The organism is Granulicella mallensis MP5ACTX8, assembly GCF_000178955.2.
GTDB classification, from domain to species: Bacteria; Acidobacteriota; Terriglobia; order Terriglobales; family Acidobacteriaceae; genus Granulicella; species Granulicella mallensis.
Genome location: NC_016631.1, coordinates 3,966,640 through 3,983,425 on the forward strand (window position 1 = coordinate 3,966,640; position 16,786 = coordinate 3,983,425).

Sequence of the window (16,786 nt, forward strand, 5' to 3'; positions counted from 1 at the left end):
GCCAGCACAGCCAGCAATCCTATCGCGACAAATCTGACGCCCCACCACCTACCGCTCATGCTGTCCATCATCTCTTTAGACTTTAAGGCGCAAACGCTCCTTGTGCCTTTCTGACCTGAAGCTGCGCGAACCATGCGAGGTAACTGGCCCGCGTCCTGTACACTTACAAGCAACGCACTATGGCTGTTCAAACCCAATCCACTACGGAAGACCTGACCGACCTGCCGCCTGAAATTGTTGCGACGCTGCAGGCGGAGCCTCCCCATCCGGACCTTGAGCTCGTCGAACGCGCCAAGGCGGGGGATACGAGCGCCTTCGAGCAGCTCGTCCGGCAATATGACCGCCAGATCTTCCGCACCGCCCAGCACATCACGCAGAACCGCGAAGACGCTGAAGATATTACCCAGGACGTCTTCTTCAAGGCCTTCCAGAAGCTCGACCAGTTCCAAGGAAACTCCAAGTTTTCCACATGGCTGGTCCGGATCGCCGTCAACGAGAGCCTGATGCGGCTGCGGAAGCGGAAAACCTCCAAAACGGTCTCCATGGACCAGGATGTCCAGACCGACGAAGGCTCGATCCCCCGGGATTTCGCCGAGTGGAGGCCCAATCCGGAGCAAAATTACTCCCAATCGGAGCTCGCGGAGATCCTGCGCAAAACAATTGCAGGTTTGCCCCCAGGATTTCGCACCGTTTTCACGTTGCGCGACATCGAAAACTTGTCGACCGAAGAGACTGCGGAGGCGCTCGGACTGAGCGTCCCGGCAGTCAAGTCTCGATTGCTGCGTGCTCGCCTGCAACTTCGCGAGCGTCTCAGCCGTTACTTTCGGAAGACGAAAGAAGGCTCCAAGTGAATTGCACGGATTTTCTAGCCAAACTAACCGACTACTTCGACGGACAGATCATCGACGCCGAGCTGCTTGCGGAAGTCAAAGAACACCTCGGCACGTGCCATCACTGCGAGGTCGTGGTCGACACGACGCGCAAGACCATCGACGTCTATCGAGGTCACCAGCCCTATGAGTTTCCTGAAGAGCTCTCCGAGCGGCTGCGCGCAGCCGTCATGACCCGATGCAAAGCATCGGTCAGCAAATAAAACTTCGGCTCCCGGAGTAACCATCCCTCGACTCACCGAGGAACCGTCATTCTGAGCGAAGGAGCTCGCGCACTTTGCGAGCTCCGCAGTCGAAGAACCCCAACACCCTTCACATTGCCCCTGCATCCCGAATCTTTTCCACCTCTAACTCTCGTGCTCCAGCCCCTTCGGTTGGAACGGTCTTAGCGGTAGAGGTAAGACGAACTCTTCGGGGTCCTTCGACTTCGCGTCTCGCAAAATACGCGAGACGCTACGCTCAGGATGACGATTCTGTGGGGTTTCCGAAAAATAAAGAAAGAGGCGGCCCGAAGGCCGCCTCTTCTGTTGTCCCAAAAACTCTCGACTACTTGACTACCGACTGGAACAGCGGCGAGCCCAGAAGGCTGGCAAACTGGCCATCCGAGGAAGAAAAGTCCACGGTCAGCGTACCGGCGGCGGAGTCGATCTTCGTCTCGTCCATCGCCGACTTCTCGATAGGCGAACCTGAGGTCTGCTTCATGATGGCTACGCCCTTCATCAGGGTCGCCACGGTCGCGGCCGTAATCGTGTCCGACATCACAACCGACATATTGAAGCGAACACCGTTGGTGAACTCCATCGTGTAGCGGGAGCTCCTCATACGGTTCTTCACCGTATCGTAGTCCGCCAGCTGCGCGGCCTCGCCCAGGGCGCTCTTCATCATGGTCTGTGTGCCCTTCTGGTCCAGCAGGCTCCAGACGGCGCGATTGTCCACAATCGCCATCTCGTTCATCATGTCGCTGTTCTGCAGGAAGTTCGGGGTCAAACCGTCACGCGCATCCAGTGCAGCCTTCACAGCCTCGTGGTCGCCGAAGACCATCGTCGTCTGGTTGAGGAACACGACGCTCATGCCGCCCGAGCCCATGGGATAGACGCTGTTGTTGCGAATCATCATCGGCTTGGTCTTCTGCTTGGCAAAGTTGGCCATAATGGCCTGGGTCTGGAACTGACCCTGCGCCACGCCAACGATTCGCGTACCGGCTCCGCCGGGTGCATTGAAGGCCGCAAAGGCCAGCGTTTCGGCATCCTGGTCGACCTTGAGTCCTGAGGTCTTCAGCGCCGTCTCCAGTCGCTTCAACTCAGGCGGCAGCACGCGATCCTTCAACTGCATCGCCGCAGGAGAGTTCTGCATGGCCCTGTAGTCAACCACGATAATCTGCTGTACATCTTTCGGAATCGACGACCGCGCATCCCCACCCAGTTGGGCAGCCTGGACCGCCATCGGTGCCATTGCCATAGCCGCCATTGCGGCTACCGCCGTTCCGTACTTCCAATTCTTCCAGATCGTCACGTTTGTGCTCTCCAAAAGGCGCGCGATTCCGCGCACCCGTCTTATTCTTGCGTGAATCCACCCGAGCCGCAAGCGAAATCTCCGGTGCAATCTGGCTCTATGGCCAGTCCAACGGCTGTTTCAGCCGCCGCTCGAGCACCTTCCGCTCTGGATCGAAGTTAATGGTTTGACGTACCCACTCGGCGTTCGGCTCATAGGCTTCTTCAGGAATTAATCCAATGACTTCGCCTTCGCAGATCTCAGCGCCATGCCGTTTTGCGACCTCTTCCACCGTCGCATGGACCTTGGTCATCGGAGTCCGCTGAAAATCGGTGATGTTCATGCTCACCTGGGCCCGGCCATTGGCCATGACGCCCATCGCCTTCACCCCGAACAAACCGCCGTTCGACGCTCGAATCTCCCGCGCAATCGCCCGCGCCAGGCTTACATCCGGCTGCTGCAGGTAGATATTGTAAGCAATCAGGAATTTACGAGCCCCCACGGCACTGGCCCCCGCGGTCGAGTGCAGCTCCGGACCGCCGATATCTGGCCGCCGGGTCGCATCCTTAACCGATTCGCGCAGCAACCCCTCGAACTGACCCCGGCGCACATCCTCGAGGTTCACGCGGTCAGGCCTCGCGGCGGCAGCCTCGTAGAAATACACCGGCACCCCAAAACGCCGCCAGATGGCCATCCCCGCCTGTCGGGCCAGCATGACACACTGCACCAGGGAGAGTCCGCTCACCGGAACGAAAGGAACCACGTCCGCCGCTCCGATACGAGGGTGCACCCCCGTCTGCTGCGTCAGGTCGATCAACTGAGCCGCCTTGCCGACTCCCCGCACCGCAGCCTCGACGACGGCCTCAGGAGAACCCGCAATCGTCACCACGGAGCGGTTGTGGTCCGCATCCCGCGACCAGTCCAGCAGGTGTACCCCGTCGACGCGCATCGCGCGGATGATCGCCTCCAGCTTTCCCGCGTCGAGCCCCTCCGAAAAGTTCGGAACGCACTCGATGATCTGCGGTACTGTCGATGCCTCTCCGTTGCTGTGCTTTTCGTCTGTCAACTGGTCCTTGCTTTTGCTCTTGCTTTTCTTTCTGTCATTCCCGCAGACCGGGGTCCCCAGAGAGCGTTCTTTGCTCGCTGGGGTGGAGCGAATCTGCTTCCCCCCGCAGCTTCTACTTCCACCAGCTATAGCCAATCGACATCTGCAGGCTCACATTTACGCCCGGGTTCTTGTCGCCGAGGCTGGCGCTCGAGATATGCACCGCATTCGCGCTGAAGTCGATTGAGCGGCGCGGTTTGACGAAGTAGTGAACGCCTGCGCCTCCCTGCGGCGTAAAGTTCCACACGCTGGTGTTCGCCTGCGGGCCTGTCTGCGTCGGATCGCCCGCGTTCAGGTTGCCCACAGCGGGATACTTATGGTTCGTCCAGACCACACCGCCGGCCGCCTGCACCCACGGCATAAGACGCCTGCCGTGCGTAAAGTTCCAGCGCACCATGATCGGGGTAATGCTGGCTCCCGTGTAGGTACCGCCTACGGTGTAGGGATTGCTGCACTGGGCCGCGACCGTTGCGCCCGTGGGGCAAGCGAGCCGCTGAAACTTCGGCGTATACGACTGCCAGAACGGAAAGACTTCGACGGCGTACTCAACGTTTCCCTTGAAAAGGCCTGTGCCGATCTCCGGGGTAAGGATCTTGCCGGCATGTCCACCGACGAGCAGGAAGCTATAGTCGGTCCGGTCCTGCAGACCTACACCGCCCTGCAGCAGCGCGCCGTAGTCCCACGAGGTATTCGAGGCGGCATCCGCCACCGGCGAGTTAGCCAGGTGAGCCTGGGCTCCGGCTGGTACGCCGATTGCCAGCGCAAACACACATACGACACGACCCACAAACTGCTCAAACTTCATTCCACTCCTCACAGTCGAAAGCCGCCATTGGAATGGCGGCTTTCGCATCTTCCAAACATGAGATGCACTAGCTAAGCCGAAATCGTCTCTTCATTCATATCGAAGTTCGAATACACGTTCTGCGTGTCGTCGAGGTCTTCGATGGCATCCAGCAACCGCGACATCGCCGTAGCCGTCGTGCCTTCGAGCTTGGTATAGGTCGAAGCGATCATCGTCACTTCGGCGTGCTCCGGGGTCATCTTCGCGGCCTTGAGAGCCTCGACAACAGCCTCGTAGTCCTTGGGCGACGTAATGATCTCCCAGTTCTCGCCCTCGTCGCTCAGATCGTCGGCGCCGGCCTCGAGGACCACCTCGGTGATCTTCTCCTCGTCAGCCACCGCCTTCGCGACCACGATGACACCCTTCTTCGAGAACATATAGCCCACCGAGCCGGTTTCGCCGAGGTTGCCGCCGTTCTTCGAGAAGGCGTGGCGAATCTCGCTCGCAGCGCGATTGCGGTTATCGGTCAGCACTTCGACGATGACCGCGACGCCACCCGGGCCATAGCCCTCATAGGTGATCTCTTCGTAGGCCGCGCCTTCCAGCTCGCCGGTACCCTTCTGGATCGCCCGTTTGATGTTGTCGGCCGGCATGTTCTCGGCCTTGGCCGCAGCAATAGCGCCGCGCAGGCGGGGATTACCGTCCGGATCGCCTCCGCCGCCCTTGGCAGCGATGGTGATTTCCTTGATCAGACGCGTGAAGATCTTGCCGCGCTTGGCATCGAGCGCGCCCTTTTTATGCTTAATTGTCGCCCATTTTGAGTGGCCGGACATCGAGTGAACCTCTACTACCTGTGAAATCGTATCCGCTTGAAAAGGCACGCCAGCAGCGGCCATCCATGCGTCTTCGTCGTTCGCGATTGTAGCATGTAGAGGCTAAGTTTTTCGCCTCTTCAACCCTTCGCCCGGCGTCACGAGGCCGTTGCGGTGCCTCCGCAAAATGCGTATTCTCGAAAAGTAACACCTTGTAACACATAGGGGCACCCGACATGGCTACAGCTTCTACAACCAGTCTGAAGCTCGATCTCGAGCTAAAAAAACGCGTGCAGCATTTAGCCGAATCGAGACGCAGAAGCTCCCACTGGCTCATGATTGATGCCATTGAAACGTATGTCGATCGCGAAGAAAAGCGAGAAGAATATCGCCAGGCCGGCCTTGCCGCCTGGAACAACTACCAGACCACAGGCCTGCACCTGACGGCAGAAGAGGCCGATAGCTGGCTTGCAAAATTGGAAAATGGCGAAAAGGCCAAAGCTCCTAAATGCCACGTCTAATCTGGTCACCTGAAGCCGTTGAGGATTTAGTTCGCCTGCACGCTTTTCTGGTAACCAAGAGCCCTGATGCGGCCAGACGCGCTATCAAGGCAATTCGTCAGCAGGTAAAGCCTCTGGCACGGCACCCTGAAGCTGGCCGATTCATTGAGGACATGCTGCCAGAGTTCATGGAATGGTTCATTGAATTCGGCAGCAGCGGCTATCTTGCCCTCTACCACTTCGATGGCAAAAAGGTCGTCATTCTGGCTGTTCGTCATGGACTTGAAGCAGGGTATCAATAGACAAAGCGGCCACTGACCGCCTTTGCCTGGATTAGTTATATGAGCTCCGCAGCCAGCAGATCGTCCAGCGTTTCCCGTCTCCGGATGAGCCTCGCCCTGCCCTGCTCGACCAGCACCTCTGCCGGCCGGACACGCGTGTTGTAGTGCGAAGCCAGCGACATCCCATAGGCTCCCGCGTCCAGCAGCACTACCAGGTCGCCCTGGCGAAGCTCCTGCGTCTCGCGGTCGCGGGCAAAGAAATCGCCACTCTCGCAGACCGGCCCGACGATATCCGCCACCTGGACCGCGCGCTCGTCCTTCACCACCGGCACGATCTCGTGGTGTGCCTGGTAGAGCGCCGGACGTATCAGGTCGTTCATCGCGGCATCGGTAATCACAAAGTGCTTCTTGCCGTTCTGCTTCGTATAGAGCACCCGTGTCAGCAGCGCCCCCGCCTGGGCCACCAGAAACCGTCCCGGCTCCAGCAGCAGGTGTGCGTTCAACCCGTCGAGCACCTCGCGCAGCGCCCTGGCATACTCCGCCACCCGCGCCGCCGGATCGAACTCCGCCTTGCCGTACTCGATACCAAACCCACCGCCCGCATCGACATAGCGAATATCCATACCATCGCCGCGCAGGTCTTCGACGAGCGACCGCACCCGCCGCACCGCCTCCGCAAACGGCTCGACGCTACGAATCTGCGAGCCGATATGCACACTCACGCCCGCCGGCTCGATGCCCTGCATCCGCACCGCGCGCTGGTAGACCTCACGCGCGCGTTCAATCGCAATCCCAAACTTATGCTCGCGCAGACCGGTGGAGATATACGGATGCGTCTCCGCAAAGACATCGGGATTCACCCGCAGCGCAATCCGCGCGATCTTGCCCAGAGCCTGCGCGCGCTCTGCCAGAACCTCAAGCTCGGCCTCGCTCTCGACGTTGAACAGCAGAATCCCCGCGTCCAGCGCGGCGTCCATCTCCCACGCCTGCTTGCCGACGCCCGAGAAGACAACGCGCCCCAGAGCCTCAGGAGCAGCCCGGCGAACCCGCTCCAGCTCTCCCCCCGAGACGATGTCAAAGCCGCAGCCCAACTCGCCCAGCATGCGCATGACGGCCAGCGAAGAGTTGGCCTTCACTGCGTAGCAGATCGTATGCAGCACACCGGCAAACTCCTGCTGCAACATCCGCGCGCGCTCTGCGATGGCGTCGCCTGAGTAGACATAGAGCGGCGTGCCGAACTGCGCTGCCAACTCACTGAGGTCAGCGCCTGAACACTCCAGGCGCGACCCGGCATAGACAAAAGGACGAGGGGAAGAGATCGAACTCACGAAGCAGTTGCACCTGTGGCCTGTGACGGCTGCACGTACTGAAGATTCGGCATCAGTATCCATGCGATGAAGTAACCAAGAATAGGACTACCCGCGCCGCACAACACCACCAGGCAAAGTACGATCCTCACCAGGGTGACGTCCCAGCCGTAGTGCTGCGCAAAACCCGCGCAAACACCTGCAATCATGCGGCCCTCGCGCGGACGGACAAGGCGTCCCTGCGGAGCGGAAAAGGGTTCATAAGCGAAGGGATTGCCACAACTGCTGCAAAACTTCGCGCTGGAATTTGTTGAATTACTGCATGCCGTGCAAACCATCGTGGCCTCCCACTAAACTCATTGTTTCATACGGCTAATGAGTGCTCGTGGTTCCATAGCGCGAAGCCTTACTTCCCCGTAAACGGCGTCTTCTGATACTTCCTCGCCGCCTCTGCCTGCGACTGGTCCCCACCCGACGCCGCAGCCATCTGGTACATCTGCACCGCCTTGGCGCGATCATGCAACAGGTCATACATCTCGCCCGCATTCAACTGCGCGCGCTTACGCAGCCAGTCGCTGCAATTGGTCTGCATGGCGGCCTGCATGTACCCTTCCGCCGCAGCGTGAATGTCGTTGTATCCCCGCTGCGTATCGGCCAGGCCAAACCACGCCATCTGCAGACGCGGGTCCACGAAGTACCCGGGCTTCTGCGCCAACTCAAGCACATGTTTGTACGCCTCGATGGCCTGCAATCCCTGCCCCGAATCCTTCAACAGGTTCGCCACCTCAAGCTGAAAGAGGTAGTCGTGCGGATACTGCTCCGCCAGCCCGCGCTGCGTCTGCAACGCCTCGGCATAGCGGCCATCGTGCCGCAGAAACAGCGACAGCGTCGTGCGCGACTCGATACCTGTAATCACGCCATGCGCCGCAGCGTCGCGCAGCATGTCGAGACCCTTTTCCTTCGATCCGCCCACGCCCATGATGCCCACCATGAGCCGCACAAAGCGCGGCAGGCTCGCCACCGCAAACTGCTGAATGCCGATCGCCATCTTCGCATCCGCATACTGCGGATCGATCTTCAGCGCGGCTTCACTGTCGTTGCGCGCCTCGTACCCCTGCTTCGCCGCGGAGGCAAACGAGTGGTCCACCAGCGTAATAAACGCCGAGTGCATACCATGCGCATAGCCCCGCGCAAAGTAGGCGTTCTTATCGTTCGGATTGTTCTTGATCCGCGCGTCGCACATCGCGATGACCTTGTCGGTCAGCGAGTTGATCTGGTCGCGCGTCGCCTGCGGAACCTCTACCTCGCGCTTGGTCGAAAGAAAGCTGTCATGCGCGTAGTAGGTCGTATCGAGCAAGTCCTGGTGGTAAAGCTCGCGGAAGATCGTCGCCATCAGCACGTAGTTCCAGGACATCGGCTCCTGGGGATGCTGTTGCGTAGCCTGGTTGAAGTACTTCAGCGCACCGTCGTAGTCGAGGTTGTAGAAGCGCTCATACCCCTGCCGCACGACGGGGTCGAGGTTCAGGGGGTCGGTATGCGCCGCAGCCTGCGCCCTGCAGTTCGCAGCCATCCCACCCAGGGTCATGACCGCCATAAGGACTGCCAGCACCACACGCCGACTTCGACTCACCAGTAGAAACCTCCTGCCGCTCCACCCGGTTTCAGGCGAAAGGGCAACCGCAGATACACTATACCTTCGACGCACGAAAATCGGCGCCGGCTTTCTCCCGCCGCCACTCCAGGTCTGCGCCGAACCGAGGCCGCTGCTATGAACACCCAGATCATCCTCTCCGTCACGCTCCTCTCCATCGGCTGCTTCGCCTACATCTTCTGGCCGCAGCAAAGGCTGGCGGCCGTCGTAGAAAAGACTCGCCTCGACTACCTGCGCGAGCGCAAAGAGGTCGTCTACGACAACCTGCGCGACCTGAACTTCGAATACCGCGCAGGAAAGTACCCGGAAGACGACTACGCGAGACAGCGCGCCTCTCTGGAAGCGGAAGCAGCATTGATCCTGAATGAGATGGATTCCCTCGGCGGCTAGAGCAGGGTTCAGGGCCCAGCAAACTTTTCTTTGCATTCTGAACCCTAAGCCCTCAGCCCTGGCCCCTCGCTCCTGAAGTATCCTTAGTTGTGCCCGCATTCAGAACTCTCTTCCGCAGCCTGACCGTCCTCGCACTCACCCTGCCCATCGCCGCCTTCGCCGCCGACTCCATCACCGGCACCGTGACGAACCGCACCAACAACCGGCCCGCCGCCGGCGACGATGTGGTGCTCATCCGTCTGCAGCAGGGCATGCAGGAGTCCACGCGCACCAAGACCGATGCGCACGGTCACTTCAAGCTCGACGTTCCCGACACCGGCATTCACCTCGTCCGCGTCACGCACGACAAGGCCAACTACTTCCGTCCCGCGCCTCCGGGAACCGACTCCGTCGAGATCGACGTCTACAACGCCGCCCCCAAGGTCAAGGGTGTGAGCAGCGAAGCCGACGTCATGCGCATCCAGACCGATGGCAGCGGCAACGGTCTGCACGTCGTCGAAAACTTCTTCGTCAAGAACGAGTCGACACCGCCCATGACCCAGTTCTCCAACGAGCCGTTCGACTTCTGGCTCCCCGAGGGCGCCATCGTCGAAGGCTCCGCCGCGCTCGCGCCGGGCGGCATGCCCGTTCAGGCCGCGCCCGTGCCGCTTGCCGAAAAGAACCACTACACCTTCCTCTTCCCCATCCGCCCGGGCGAGACGCGTTTTCAGGTCACCTACCGTCTTCCCTACTCGGGCAAGTTCAACTTCGCGCCGCATCCTTCGATGACCACCGACACCATCGCCATCATGCTGCCCAAGAGCATGACGTTTGCCCAGGCGCCGAATACCCCCTACACCTCAGTCACTGACGAAGTGAACGCGCAGACCTTCGTCGCGCGCAACGTCTCCCCCGAACAGCCGATGGGCTTCACCCTCTCCGGCAGCGGCCAGCTTCCGCGCGACACGGGCGCTCCCGACCAGGGCGGCTCGCAAGCCCAGGGCCAACCCCAGGCACAGGGCGCCGACTCCGGACAGCCTATCCCCGAGACCGAAAACAAGATGCCCGGCCGTGGCCTGCAGAATCCGCTGGACCCCGAAGGCACCCGCGACCCGTGGGCGAAGTACAAGTGGTGGATCCTCGGCGGCCTCGCCGTGCTGCTGACTGCCGCCGCAGGCCTGCTGCTGCGCAAGCCCTCCGGAGCCCCCAGCATCGGAGGCGCACCTCAGCCGCAGCCTTTCACTCGCGTCCTGACCGAAAGCGACATGCAAACCCTCCTCTCCCCGGAGCCCCATACCAGCAGTAACAACGTCCTGGCGTGGGAGAAGACGGTGATGACCGTACTCAAAGAAGAGCTCTTCACCCTGGAAACCGAACATCTTCAAAACCGCATCTCAGAGAACGAGTACCAGGAGCTCAAAGCCGCACTGGAGTTGATTCTGCGCCGCGCTCTGAAACGCGCACAGGCAACCTCAGCAGGGACATCCGTTTCACTATGACCACTCTTCTTCGCATCCTTCGTTCCTTCGCCGCTACAACCTGGGTCGGTGGTCTCATCTTCTTCGGCTTCGTCACCAAGGTGGCGTTCAGTTCCCTGCCCAACGCGCACGAGGCCGGCATCATCGTCCGCGGCACGCTGAGCGAGCTGCACCATATCGGCCTGATCGCGGGCCTTCTGTACCTGCTTCTGACGCTGACCCTGCTGGCGACCCAACGCGACAGTCACCCTGCCCGCGCGGCAGAGTTGGTGCTGGTCATTGTGATGCTCATCATCACGCTCTACTCGCAGTTCTCGATCCTGCCGCGCATGGAAAACGACCGCCTCTCCGTCGGCGGAGACATCGCCACCGCATCGCAGGATCTACCCGCCGTACATCACTTCGGACGGCTGCACGGACTCTCGGTCAAGATGGAAGGCGCAGTCCTGATCGAAGGCCTCCTGCTCCTGGTCCTCGCTCCCATCCACGGCCGCGAAGACTTCGACCGCTTCGTCAGCTAACACCAAACCACAAGCCCCAAATCGGGAGTCGGGTGCCCCATCCTCGACGCGCGTCTTTTGCGCGGCAGGGTGGGGTATCGTGCGGGAGCACGACCGCTTTCGGCTCGTAGTGGAGATGGTGCCTGTATTGGAAAGTACGGTCGTTTGCTACCGCAAACGATCCCCCCAACGCAGAGCGCGCTTCGAAGATTTGTGGGATTCGTTTAGCGTCTATACCCCACCCGGCTTGGGCACAATCTCAAAAACCACAGCCCCTTACTCCACCGGCAGCTTCGCCCGATACCCATCCCTTGCAATAATCGAATACTTCAGCGGCTTCCCTTTCTCATCCTGCATCTTCAGCGGCTTCCCCTCGTTGTCCACGAGATAGATCTTCACCTTCCGAAAGGTGCCGTCATTCTTATTGTTCGTCGGCTTGTAGGTCAGCACGTACTGCGTGCGGATCGACTCGTTGATCTGCGAGAAGATATCCGGCAACTCCCCCTGGAACAGGGGCTGATAACTCGCGCCTCCGGTCATCTGTGCAAAGGTACGCATCTGATTGTCGGCCTGCAGGTAATTCATGCGCGTCGAACCACCCATCTGTCCGCGAGCATCGCTCAACTCCCGCGCCAGCCCCCCGGTACTGATCGTGTAGATCGTTACATTCGGAGTCGCCTTGATCTTCGCCATCATCTGGTCGAGCGTCAGGCGCGACATCGTATCGCGCCCATTGGAGATCAGGATGATGTACTTGCGCCCCTCCACGCGGCTCAAACGGTCGAGCGTCTCATAGAGCGCGTCGAACTCGTTGGTCTCCCGAAAGCCCGGCATCGTGAGACTCTGCAGCGCCTGGCGAATCGTGTCCTTGTTGTTCGTGAAATCGGTCAACACATGCATGCGCATGTCGTACGTCTCGACGGCGACATAGTCGTCCGGCTGCAGCGAGTGGAAGAAGCTGGCCGAAGCGTTCTGCATGTCCTGGATGAACGCATACGAGTTCGAAGCAAACTCCAGCAGCATGACCGCCGTAATCGGCGTCCGTGCCGTGCGGATGGTCTGGACTTCCTGCTCGATCCCATCCTCGACCACCAGGAAGTTATCCGCCTTCAATCCCGGAACAAACGCATGCGTCCTGTCCAGCAGCACACTGACATCGAGGTTCACGATGGGCACATCCACCCGCATCGAGAAGACCTCTTCGCCGGGGTTCTTGACCTTCTCTTCAGCGGGTGCCGGAGGAGGCGGAGTCTCCTCTTTTTTCTTCGGCAACACGATGGAGCCGTTATCTATGACGGGGCCGCCCTCATCGGTCTGAGGGACCGTGGGAACTGGAGCCGGGGAGGTCGGGGCCGGAGGAGCGGGCTTGGTCGACTGCCCCTGGGCAGACAGCACCGCTACCATCATCGCCAAGCCAAGAATGAGTCTCTTTCGCATGATGAACACCTGTCCTGCCGGGTCCGAGTCTCTGACGTAGTGATTTACAAGTGAGTTTAGACCCAATCCCGGTGTTTCTTCCAGCGGAAGAACGATGCACGCATAGCAAGCAGCTCTGCTGCTGCTGTTATTGTTGCCTTTGCCTTTCTTGTTGTCATTCCCGCAGGGAATCTGCTGCCTGCCAGCACAGCCCATCTATTTGGAGACACCCGCAAGAACCCGACTCAAAGCATGCCCTGTCCATCCCTGCCCCACGAAAAACTCCTATGGCACAAACAAACAGCAGATTCCCTGCGGGAATGACAACAAGAAAAGCAACAACGCTTCCTCGCCACAGATCCAAACCCGCCACCGATCCCTTAAACACAATGGGCCGCTGGGGGGTGCCAGCGGACCCATTGCTTTCAAATGGCGCCTCCTATCAAGGGATGCAACCGGTGGGGGGTCGTCCCGACCAGAGGCGCCCGAAAATTATCTCATAATCGTGTTTCACTTGGATATCGCACAAAAGAAAATAACACTCAGTTCCGGCCGACCTTTCCACACCCCTCACATCCTTCCACATCAAACCAAAGAACTTGCTCTACGATAGCGACTGAGTGCGCTTCGAACTTTTCATCGCCGCCCGGTATCTCCGTGCCCGCCGCCGTCAGGCTGTCGTGGGCTTTATCACCGTCATCTCCATCATCGGAGTCGCAGCCGGGGTCGCCTCCCTGATCGTCGCGCTGGCCATCACCAACGGCATGCGCCGCGACCTGCAGGAGCGGCTCGTCGGGTCCACCGCCCATGTCATGCTGATGCGCACGGCGGGCGATGGCATCCACAACTGGCGTCCCCTGATGGCACAACTGGCCCAGATGCCGCATGTCCAGGCCGTTGCCCCCGGACTCTTCGGCCAGGTACTCATCTCGCGCGGCGCCCACTCCGGCGGTGCGCTCATCAAGGGCATCATCCCCGCTGACGAGCTTAAGGTTGGCGATCTGCTGCAGTCCATCAAGCAGGGCTCCGCCGCCGAACTCGAACCGACCGCGACCGCCGGCAACGAACTGGCACCCCCCATCGTCATCGGCAACGACCTTGCGGAGACCCTCGGCGCGACCGTCGGCGACGCCCTGCTCGTTACCAGCCCTCAGGGCGAACTCACCCCGCTCGGCCTGGTTCCCCGCTATCAGCGCTTCCGTGTGGTGGGAATCTTCGCCTCGGGCTTCTACCAGTACGACTCCAGCTATGCCTTCATGCGGCTGTCGGATTCGCAGCGGCTCTTCTCCGAGCCCGACCTCATCAGCGCCATGAGCTTCCGCATCGACGACCTCTATCGCGCGCAGGAGGTCGGCCAGACACTCGAACAGGCCGCCGGACCGGGCTTCCAGGTCACCAACTGGATGGAGCAGAACCGAGAACTCTTTCGCGCCCTCAAGCTGGAACAGGTCGTCACCTTCATCGTGCTGGCCCTGATCGTGGTCGTAGCCGCACTCAATATCCTCATCGCTCTCACCATGATGGTGATGGAGAAGACCCGCGACATCGCCGTCATGATGAGCTTCGGCGTAAGCGCCGACCAGATACGGCGCGTCTTCCTCTTCCAGGGCCTGCTGATCTCCTCGCTGGGCACGGTGCTGGGCATCGTACTGGGCTACGCCGCCAGCGTGGCCGGCTCGCACTACAGCTTCATCCACCTGGACCCCGGCGTCTACTCGATCGACCACCTGCCCTTCGCACCGCGCATCGTCGATGCGCTGATCGTAGCGGCCGTCTCGTTGAGCATGAGCCTGTTGGCGACACTGTACCCGTCCTCCTCCGCGGCACGCATCCTCCCGGCGGAAGCGCTGCGCTACGAGTAGAACAATCTGCAAATTGAGCATTTGTTTTAGGCATGTCATCCCATTGCGCGGAGCGCGTTCCGCGACGCTTCAGCGTCGCGGAGACGGAGGGAGCCGTAGCCTTTAGGCTACGGAATAAAGGACAAGCAAGAATTGGGCTTTAGACGCTGCTGAAGAAGTGGCCTTTTCTTTATCGAAGATGGCTGACGGTTTTTGGGGTTGAGGATTTGCGTTATTTTTTGCCGAGTTTGCCGCTTAGGTGTTTCTGAGAGTGGTGTTTTTTGGGGGGAGCTCAGCTGACTGCGGTGAGATTGGCCATGCGGACGAGGTTGTAGGCGGCAGCGGCGAGGGTGAAGTTCCAGTGCAGCTTGCGATGCCCTTTGTGTCTTGTTTTGGCCAGGTTCGCGGTCGTCTTCAGCCAGCCGAAGAAGCGCTCTACCCACTTCCGCTTCTTCTGGCTCACGGCGTACTCAGGTTGTTCATAGAGCGCCGGATCGACCAGGCAGGGACGTTTGCACCTGTATCTCGGCACATGCGCCTCCACCCCCATCTGCCGCATCGCGCCTATGAAGTCCTGCTCATGATAGCCCTTGTCGGCAGCCACGATCTTCGGCTTCACCGTCTGCTTCAGCCGCCGCATCATCCGCACAGCAGCCACTCGCTCCTGGGTGGGAGAACAGGTGGTGACCTCGGTAGCCACCACTAGCCCATGCTGGTTCTCGCTCACTACGTGTGCCATGTGCCGCAGACGGTAGCCCATCCGCATACCCTTGCGATACAGCCGCGCCTCCGGATCGGTCTTCGACTCGTGGGTGTCAGACTTCAACACGCTTCCACCATGGCCTGAGCCCTTGCCCTTAGGCGGCCGCGGGCCAGCCTTGGGCTGATAGCTCTTCTCCGAAGCCCACGCCTCGATCAACGTGCCGTCCACCGTGAAGTGCTCATCGGACAACAGCCGCAGCTGCCGCGCCGACGCCACCACCGCAGAGAAGAACACCTGTGCCACCTCCCCCGACAACAACCGCTCTCGGTTCTTGGTGAAGCTGGTCGCGTCCCACACGCGGTCGTTCATGCCCAGACCCACGAACCAGCGGAACAACAGGTTGTACTCCAGCTGCTCTACCAGCATCCGCTCGCTACGCACCGAGTACAGCATCTGCAAAACAAGCGCACGCAACAACTGCTCTGGCGGTATCGACGGACGCCCCATCCGCGAATACATCCCCTCAAATCGCGTCTCCAGGCTCCCCATCACCTCATCGGCCATCGCTCGCACTCGCCGCAATGGATGATCCAACGGCACTCGCTGGCTCAGGCTCCCGTAGCTGAACATCTCTTCCTGTTGCTGCTCGTCTCCACGCATGACTCCTTCCTACCAAATCACCCTGTTTAAAACCTAGAGACTTCTTCAGCACCCTCTTTAGCCCCGGGCCTTTTGTTCGCAGCCGAAAGAAAAACAGGCAACGGCAAAAACGCACTCACAGCCGCCCTTTCGAAACGATGCCTTCTAAAATAGGCATCATGTCTATCCGGCTCCACGACACCAAACCTGAACGCTATGGCGTAACCTGGAGCCCCCGTTGACCTCCCCCGTTCTCCGCGCCCTCGCACTCGAAAAAACCTACGCCCCGCTCTCCACCGGGGCGACCGGTCTGCAACTCTTCCGCGACCTCTCGCTGGAGGTCTCCGCCGGAGAGATGGTCGCCATCGTCGGCGAAAGCGGCGCGGGCAAGAGCTCTCTGCTGCACCTGCTGGCCGCGCTCGATAAACCCACCTCCGGCCAGGTCTGGTGTGGCGACATCGAGGTTACAGGGCTAAACGCCAAAGAGGCCGCAGGCTTCCGCAATCGCGACATCGGCTACGTCTGGCAGTTTCACTATCTGTTGCCGGAGTTCACCGCGTTGGAGAACGTCGCCATGCCCCTGCTGGCCCGAGCAACTCCGCACAAGCAGGCCATGACACAGGCTGCGCTCTGGCTGGACCGCGTAGGTCTGGGCGGACGCGGCCATCACCGTTCAGGAGAGCTCTCCGGCGGCGAACAGCAGCGTGTATCCATCGCCCGCGCACTGGTGACGCAACCGAAGCTGTTGCTGGCAGACGAGCCCACCGGAGATCTCGACAACGCCACCGCCCAGCGCGTCTTCGACCTTCTGATGGGCCTGCATCGGGAACACTTGCTGGCCAGCGTCCTGGTAACGCACAACCTCGACTTCGCCTCCCGCTGCGACCGCGTTCTGCGGCTGCGAGAGGGGCGGCTGGTGCAGGCATAAAGCCAACCCAGACCACTCGCAATCCCAGCCATCTTTACCCACACCACAAAATCGTCATCCTGAGCGAAGTAGCTCGCGCACTAGGCGAGCT

The 16,786-nt window shown here is 60.3% G+C and carries 18 protein-coding genes; 9 read left to right on the forward strand and 9 right to left on the reverse strand.

Features of this window, described 5'->3' with window-relative positions; genetic code table 11:
* Nucleotides 1-179: 179 nt before the first annotated feature.
* On the forward strand, nucleotides 180-851 hold the full coding sequence (locus tag ACIX8_RS15745; RefSeq protein WP_014266356.1) for a sigma-70 family RNA polymerase sigma factor: 672 nt from the start codon (nucleotides 180-182) through the stop codon (nucleotides 849-851).
* Complete coding sequence (locus ACIX8_RS15750; RefSeq protein ID WP_014266357.1) at nucleotides 848-1,093, forward strand: anti-sigma factor family protein; 246 nt, start codon at nucleotides 848-850, stop codon at nucleotides 1,091-1,093. The genes ACIX8_RS15745 and ACIX8_RS15750 overlap by 4 nt, the downstream gene beginning before the upstream one ends.
* Nucleotides 1,094-1,436: 343 nt before the next feature.
* On the opposite strand, the gene ACIX8_RS15755 is transcribed toward ACIX8_RS15750, so the two are convergent.
* The 4 genes from ACIX8_RS15755 to ACIX8_RS15770 form a co-directional block, all read right to left on the reverse strand.
* Complete coding sequence (locus ACIX8_RS15755; protein WP_044178824.1) at nucleotides 1,437-2,357, reverse strand: hypothetical protein; 921 nt, start codon at nucleotides 2,355-2,357, stop codon at nucleotides 1,437-1,439.
* A gap of 142 nt (nucleotides 2,358-2,499) precedes the next feature.
* Nucleotides 2,500-3,447, reverse strand: coding sequence for a glutamate formimidoyltransferase (ftcD, locus tag ACIX8_RS15760; protein WP_014266359.1), 948 nt, complete (start codon nucleotides 3,445-3,447; stop codon nucleotides 2,500-2,502).
* A gap of 112 nt (nucleotides 3,448-3,559) precedes the next feature.
* Nucleotides 3,560-4,291: an acyloxyacyl hydrolase gene (locus tag ACIX8_RS15765; protein WP_014266360.1), complete on the reverse strand. Its 732-nt coding sequence runs from the start codon at nucleotides 4,289-4,291 to the stop codon at nucleotides 3,560-3,562.
* A 71-nt stretch (nucleotides 4,292-4,362) separates the two neighbouring features.
* Nucleotides 4,363-5,103 carry a YebC/PmpR family DNA-binding transcriptional regulator gene (locus ACIX8_RS15770; RefSeq protein WP_014266361.1) on the reverse strand — a complete coding sequence of 247 codons (741 nt, stop codon included), beginning with the start codon at nucleotides 5,101-5,103 and terminating at the stop codon, nucleotides 4,363-4,365.
* A gap of 215 nt (nucleotides 5,104-5,318) precedes the next feature.
* On the opposite strand from ACIX8_RS15770, the gene ACIX8_RS15775 reads away from it, so the two are divergent.
* Both ACIX8_RS15775 and ACIX8_RS15780 read left to right on the forward strand, forming a co-directional pair.
* Entirely contained in the window at nucleotides 5,319-5,603 is a 285-nt protein-coding gene (locus ACIX8_RS15775; protein ID WP_014266362.1) for a CopG family ribbon-helix-helix protein, read from the forward strand.
* A complete protein-coding gene (locus ACIX8_RS15780; protein ID WP_014266363.1) occupies nucleotides 5,591-5,884 on the forward strand; it encodes a type II toxin-antitoxin system RelE/ParE family toxin in 294 nt (97 codons plus the stop codon). The genes ACIX8_RS15775 and ACIX8_RS15780 overlap by 13 nt, the downstream gene beginning before the upstream one ends.
* Nucleotides 5,885-5,919: 35 nt before the next feature.
* On the opposite strand, the gene lysA is transcribed toward ACIX8_RS15780, so the two are convergent.
* The 3 genes from lysA to ACIX8_RS15790 all read right to left on the reverse strand — a co-directional run bounded on the left by lysA (nucleotide 5,920) and on the right by ACIX8_RS15790 (nucleotide 8,800).
* Entirely contained in the window at nucleotides 5,920-7,191 is a 1,272-nt protein-coding gene (gene lysA, locus ACIX8_RS15785; protein WP_014266364.1) for a diaminopimelate decarboxylase, read from the reverse strand.
* Nucleotides 7,188-7,508 (reverse strand): PspC domain-containing protein, encoded by a 321-nt coding sequence (locus ACIX8_RS25300; protein ID WP_014266365.1) that lies wholly within the window; start codon nucleotides 7,506-7,508, stop codon nucleotides 7,188-7,190. Before ACIX8_RS25300 ends, lysA begins: the two co-directional genes overlap by 4 nt.
* A 68-nt stretch (nucleotides 7,509-7,576) precedes the next feature.
* Nucleotides 7,577-8,800, reverse strand: a complete 1,224-nt coding sequence (locus tag ACIX8_RS15790; protein WP_014266366.1) for a tetratricopeptide repeat protein — start codon at nucleotides 8,798-8,800, stop codon at nucleotides 7,577-7,579.
* A gap of 138 nt (nucleotides 8,801-8,938) precedes the next feature.
* Here ACIX8_RS15790 and ACIX8_RS15795 point away from each other — a divergent pair, with 138 nt between their 5' ends.
* The 3 genes from ACIX8_RS15795 to ACIX8_RS15805 all read left to right on the forward strand — a co-directional run bounded on the left by ACIX8_RS15795 (nucleotide 8,939) and on the right by ACIX8_RS15805 (nucleotide 11,189).
* Entirely contained in the window at nucleotides 8,939-9,211 is a 273-nt protein-coding gene (locus ACIX8_RS15795; protein WP_014266367.1) for a hypothetical protein, read from the forward strand.
* Between the two features lie 89 nt (nucleotides 9,212-9,300).
* Nucleotides 9,301-10,689 (forward strand): peptidase associated/transthyretin-like domain-containing protein, encoded by a 1,389-nt coding sequence (locus ACIX8_RS15800; RefSeq protein WP_014266368.1) that lies wholly within the window; start codon nucleotides 9,301-9,303, stop codon nucleotides 10,687-10,689.
* The gene (locus ACIX8_RS15805) at nucleotides 10,686-11,189 is read left to right on the forward strand and encodes a DUF4149 domain-containing protein (RefSeq protein WP_014266369.1); all 504 of its coding nucleotides are present in this window, start codon (nucleotides 10,686-10,688) and stop codon (nucleotides 11,187-11,189) included. Before ACIX8_RS15800 ends, ACIX8_RS15805 begins: the two co-directional genes overlap by 4 nt.
* Before the next feature lie 255 nt (nucleotides 11,190-11,444).
* On the opposite strand, the gene ACIX8_RS15810 is transcribed toward ACIX8_RS15805, so the two are convergent.
* Nucleotides 11,445-12,605 carry a VWA domain-containing protein gene (locus ACIX8_RS15810; RefSeq protein ID WP_223295357.1) on the reverse strand — a complete coding sequence of 387 codons (1,161 nt, stop codon included), beginning with the start codon at nucleotides 12,603-12,605 and terminating at the stop codon, nucleotides 11,445-11,447.
* 599 nt (nucleotides 12,606-13,204) lie between these two features.
* Here ACIX8_RS15810 and ACIX8_RS15815 point away from each other — a divergent pair.
* Nucleotides 13,205-14,446 carry an ABC transporter permease gene (locus ACIX8_RS15815; protein WP_014266371.1) on the forward strand — a complete coding sequence of 414 codons (1,242 nt, stop codon included), beginning with the start codon at nucleotides 13,205-13,207 and terminating at the stop codon, nucleotides 14,444-14,446.
* A 271-nt stretch (nucleotides 14,447-14,717) separates the two neighbouring features.
* On the opposite strand, the gene ACIX8_RS15820 is transcribed toward ACIX8_RS15815, so the two are convergent.
* On the reverse strand, nucleotides 14,718-15,788 hold the full coding sequence (locus ACIX8_RS15820) for an IS5 family transposase (RefSeq protein WP_014263964.1): 1,071 nt from the start codon (nucleotides 15,786-15,788) through the stop codon (nucleotides 14,718-14,720).
* Nucleotides 15,789-16,005: 217 nt separating this feature from the next.
* On the opposite strand from ACIX8_RS15820, the gene ACIX8_RS15825 reads away from it, so the two are divergent.
* Nucleotides 16,006-16,695: an ABC transporter ATP-binding protein gene (locus ACIX8_RS15825; RefSeq protein WP_014266372.1), complete on the forward strand. Its 690-nt coding sequence runs from the start codon at nucleotides 16,006-16,008 to the stop codon at nucleotides 16,693-16,695.
* Nucleotides 16,696-16,786: the final 91 nt, after the last annotated feature.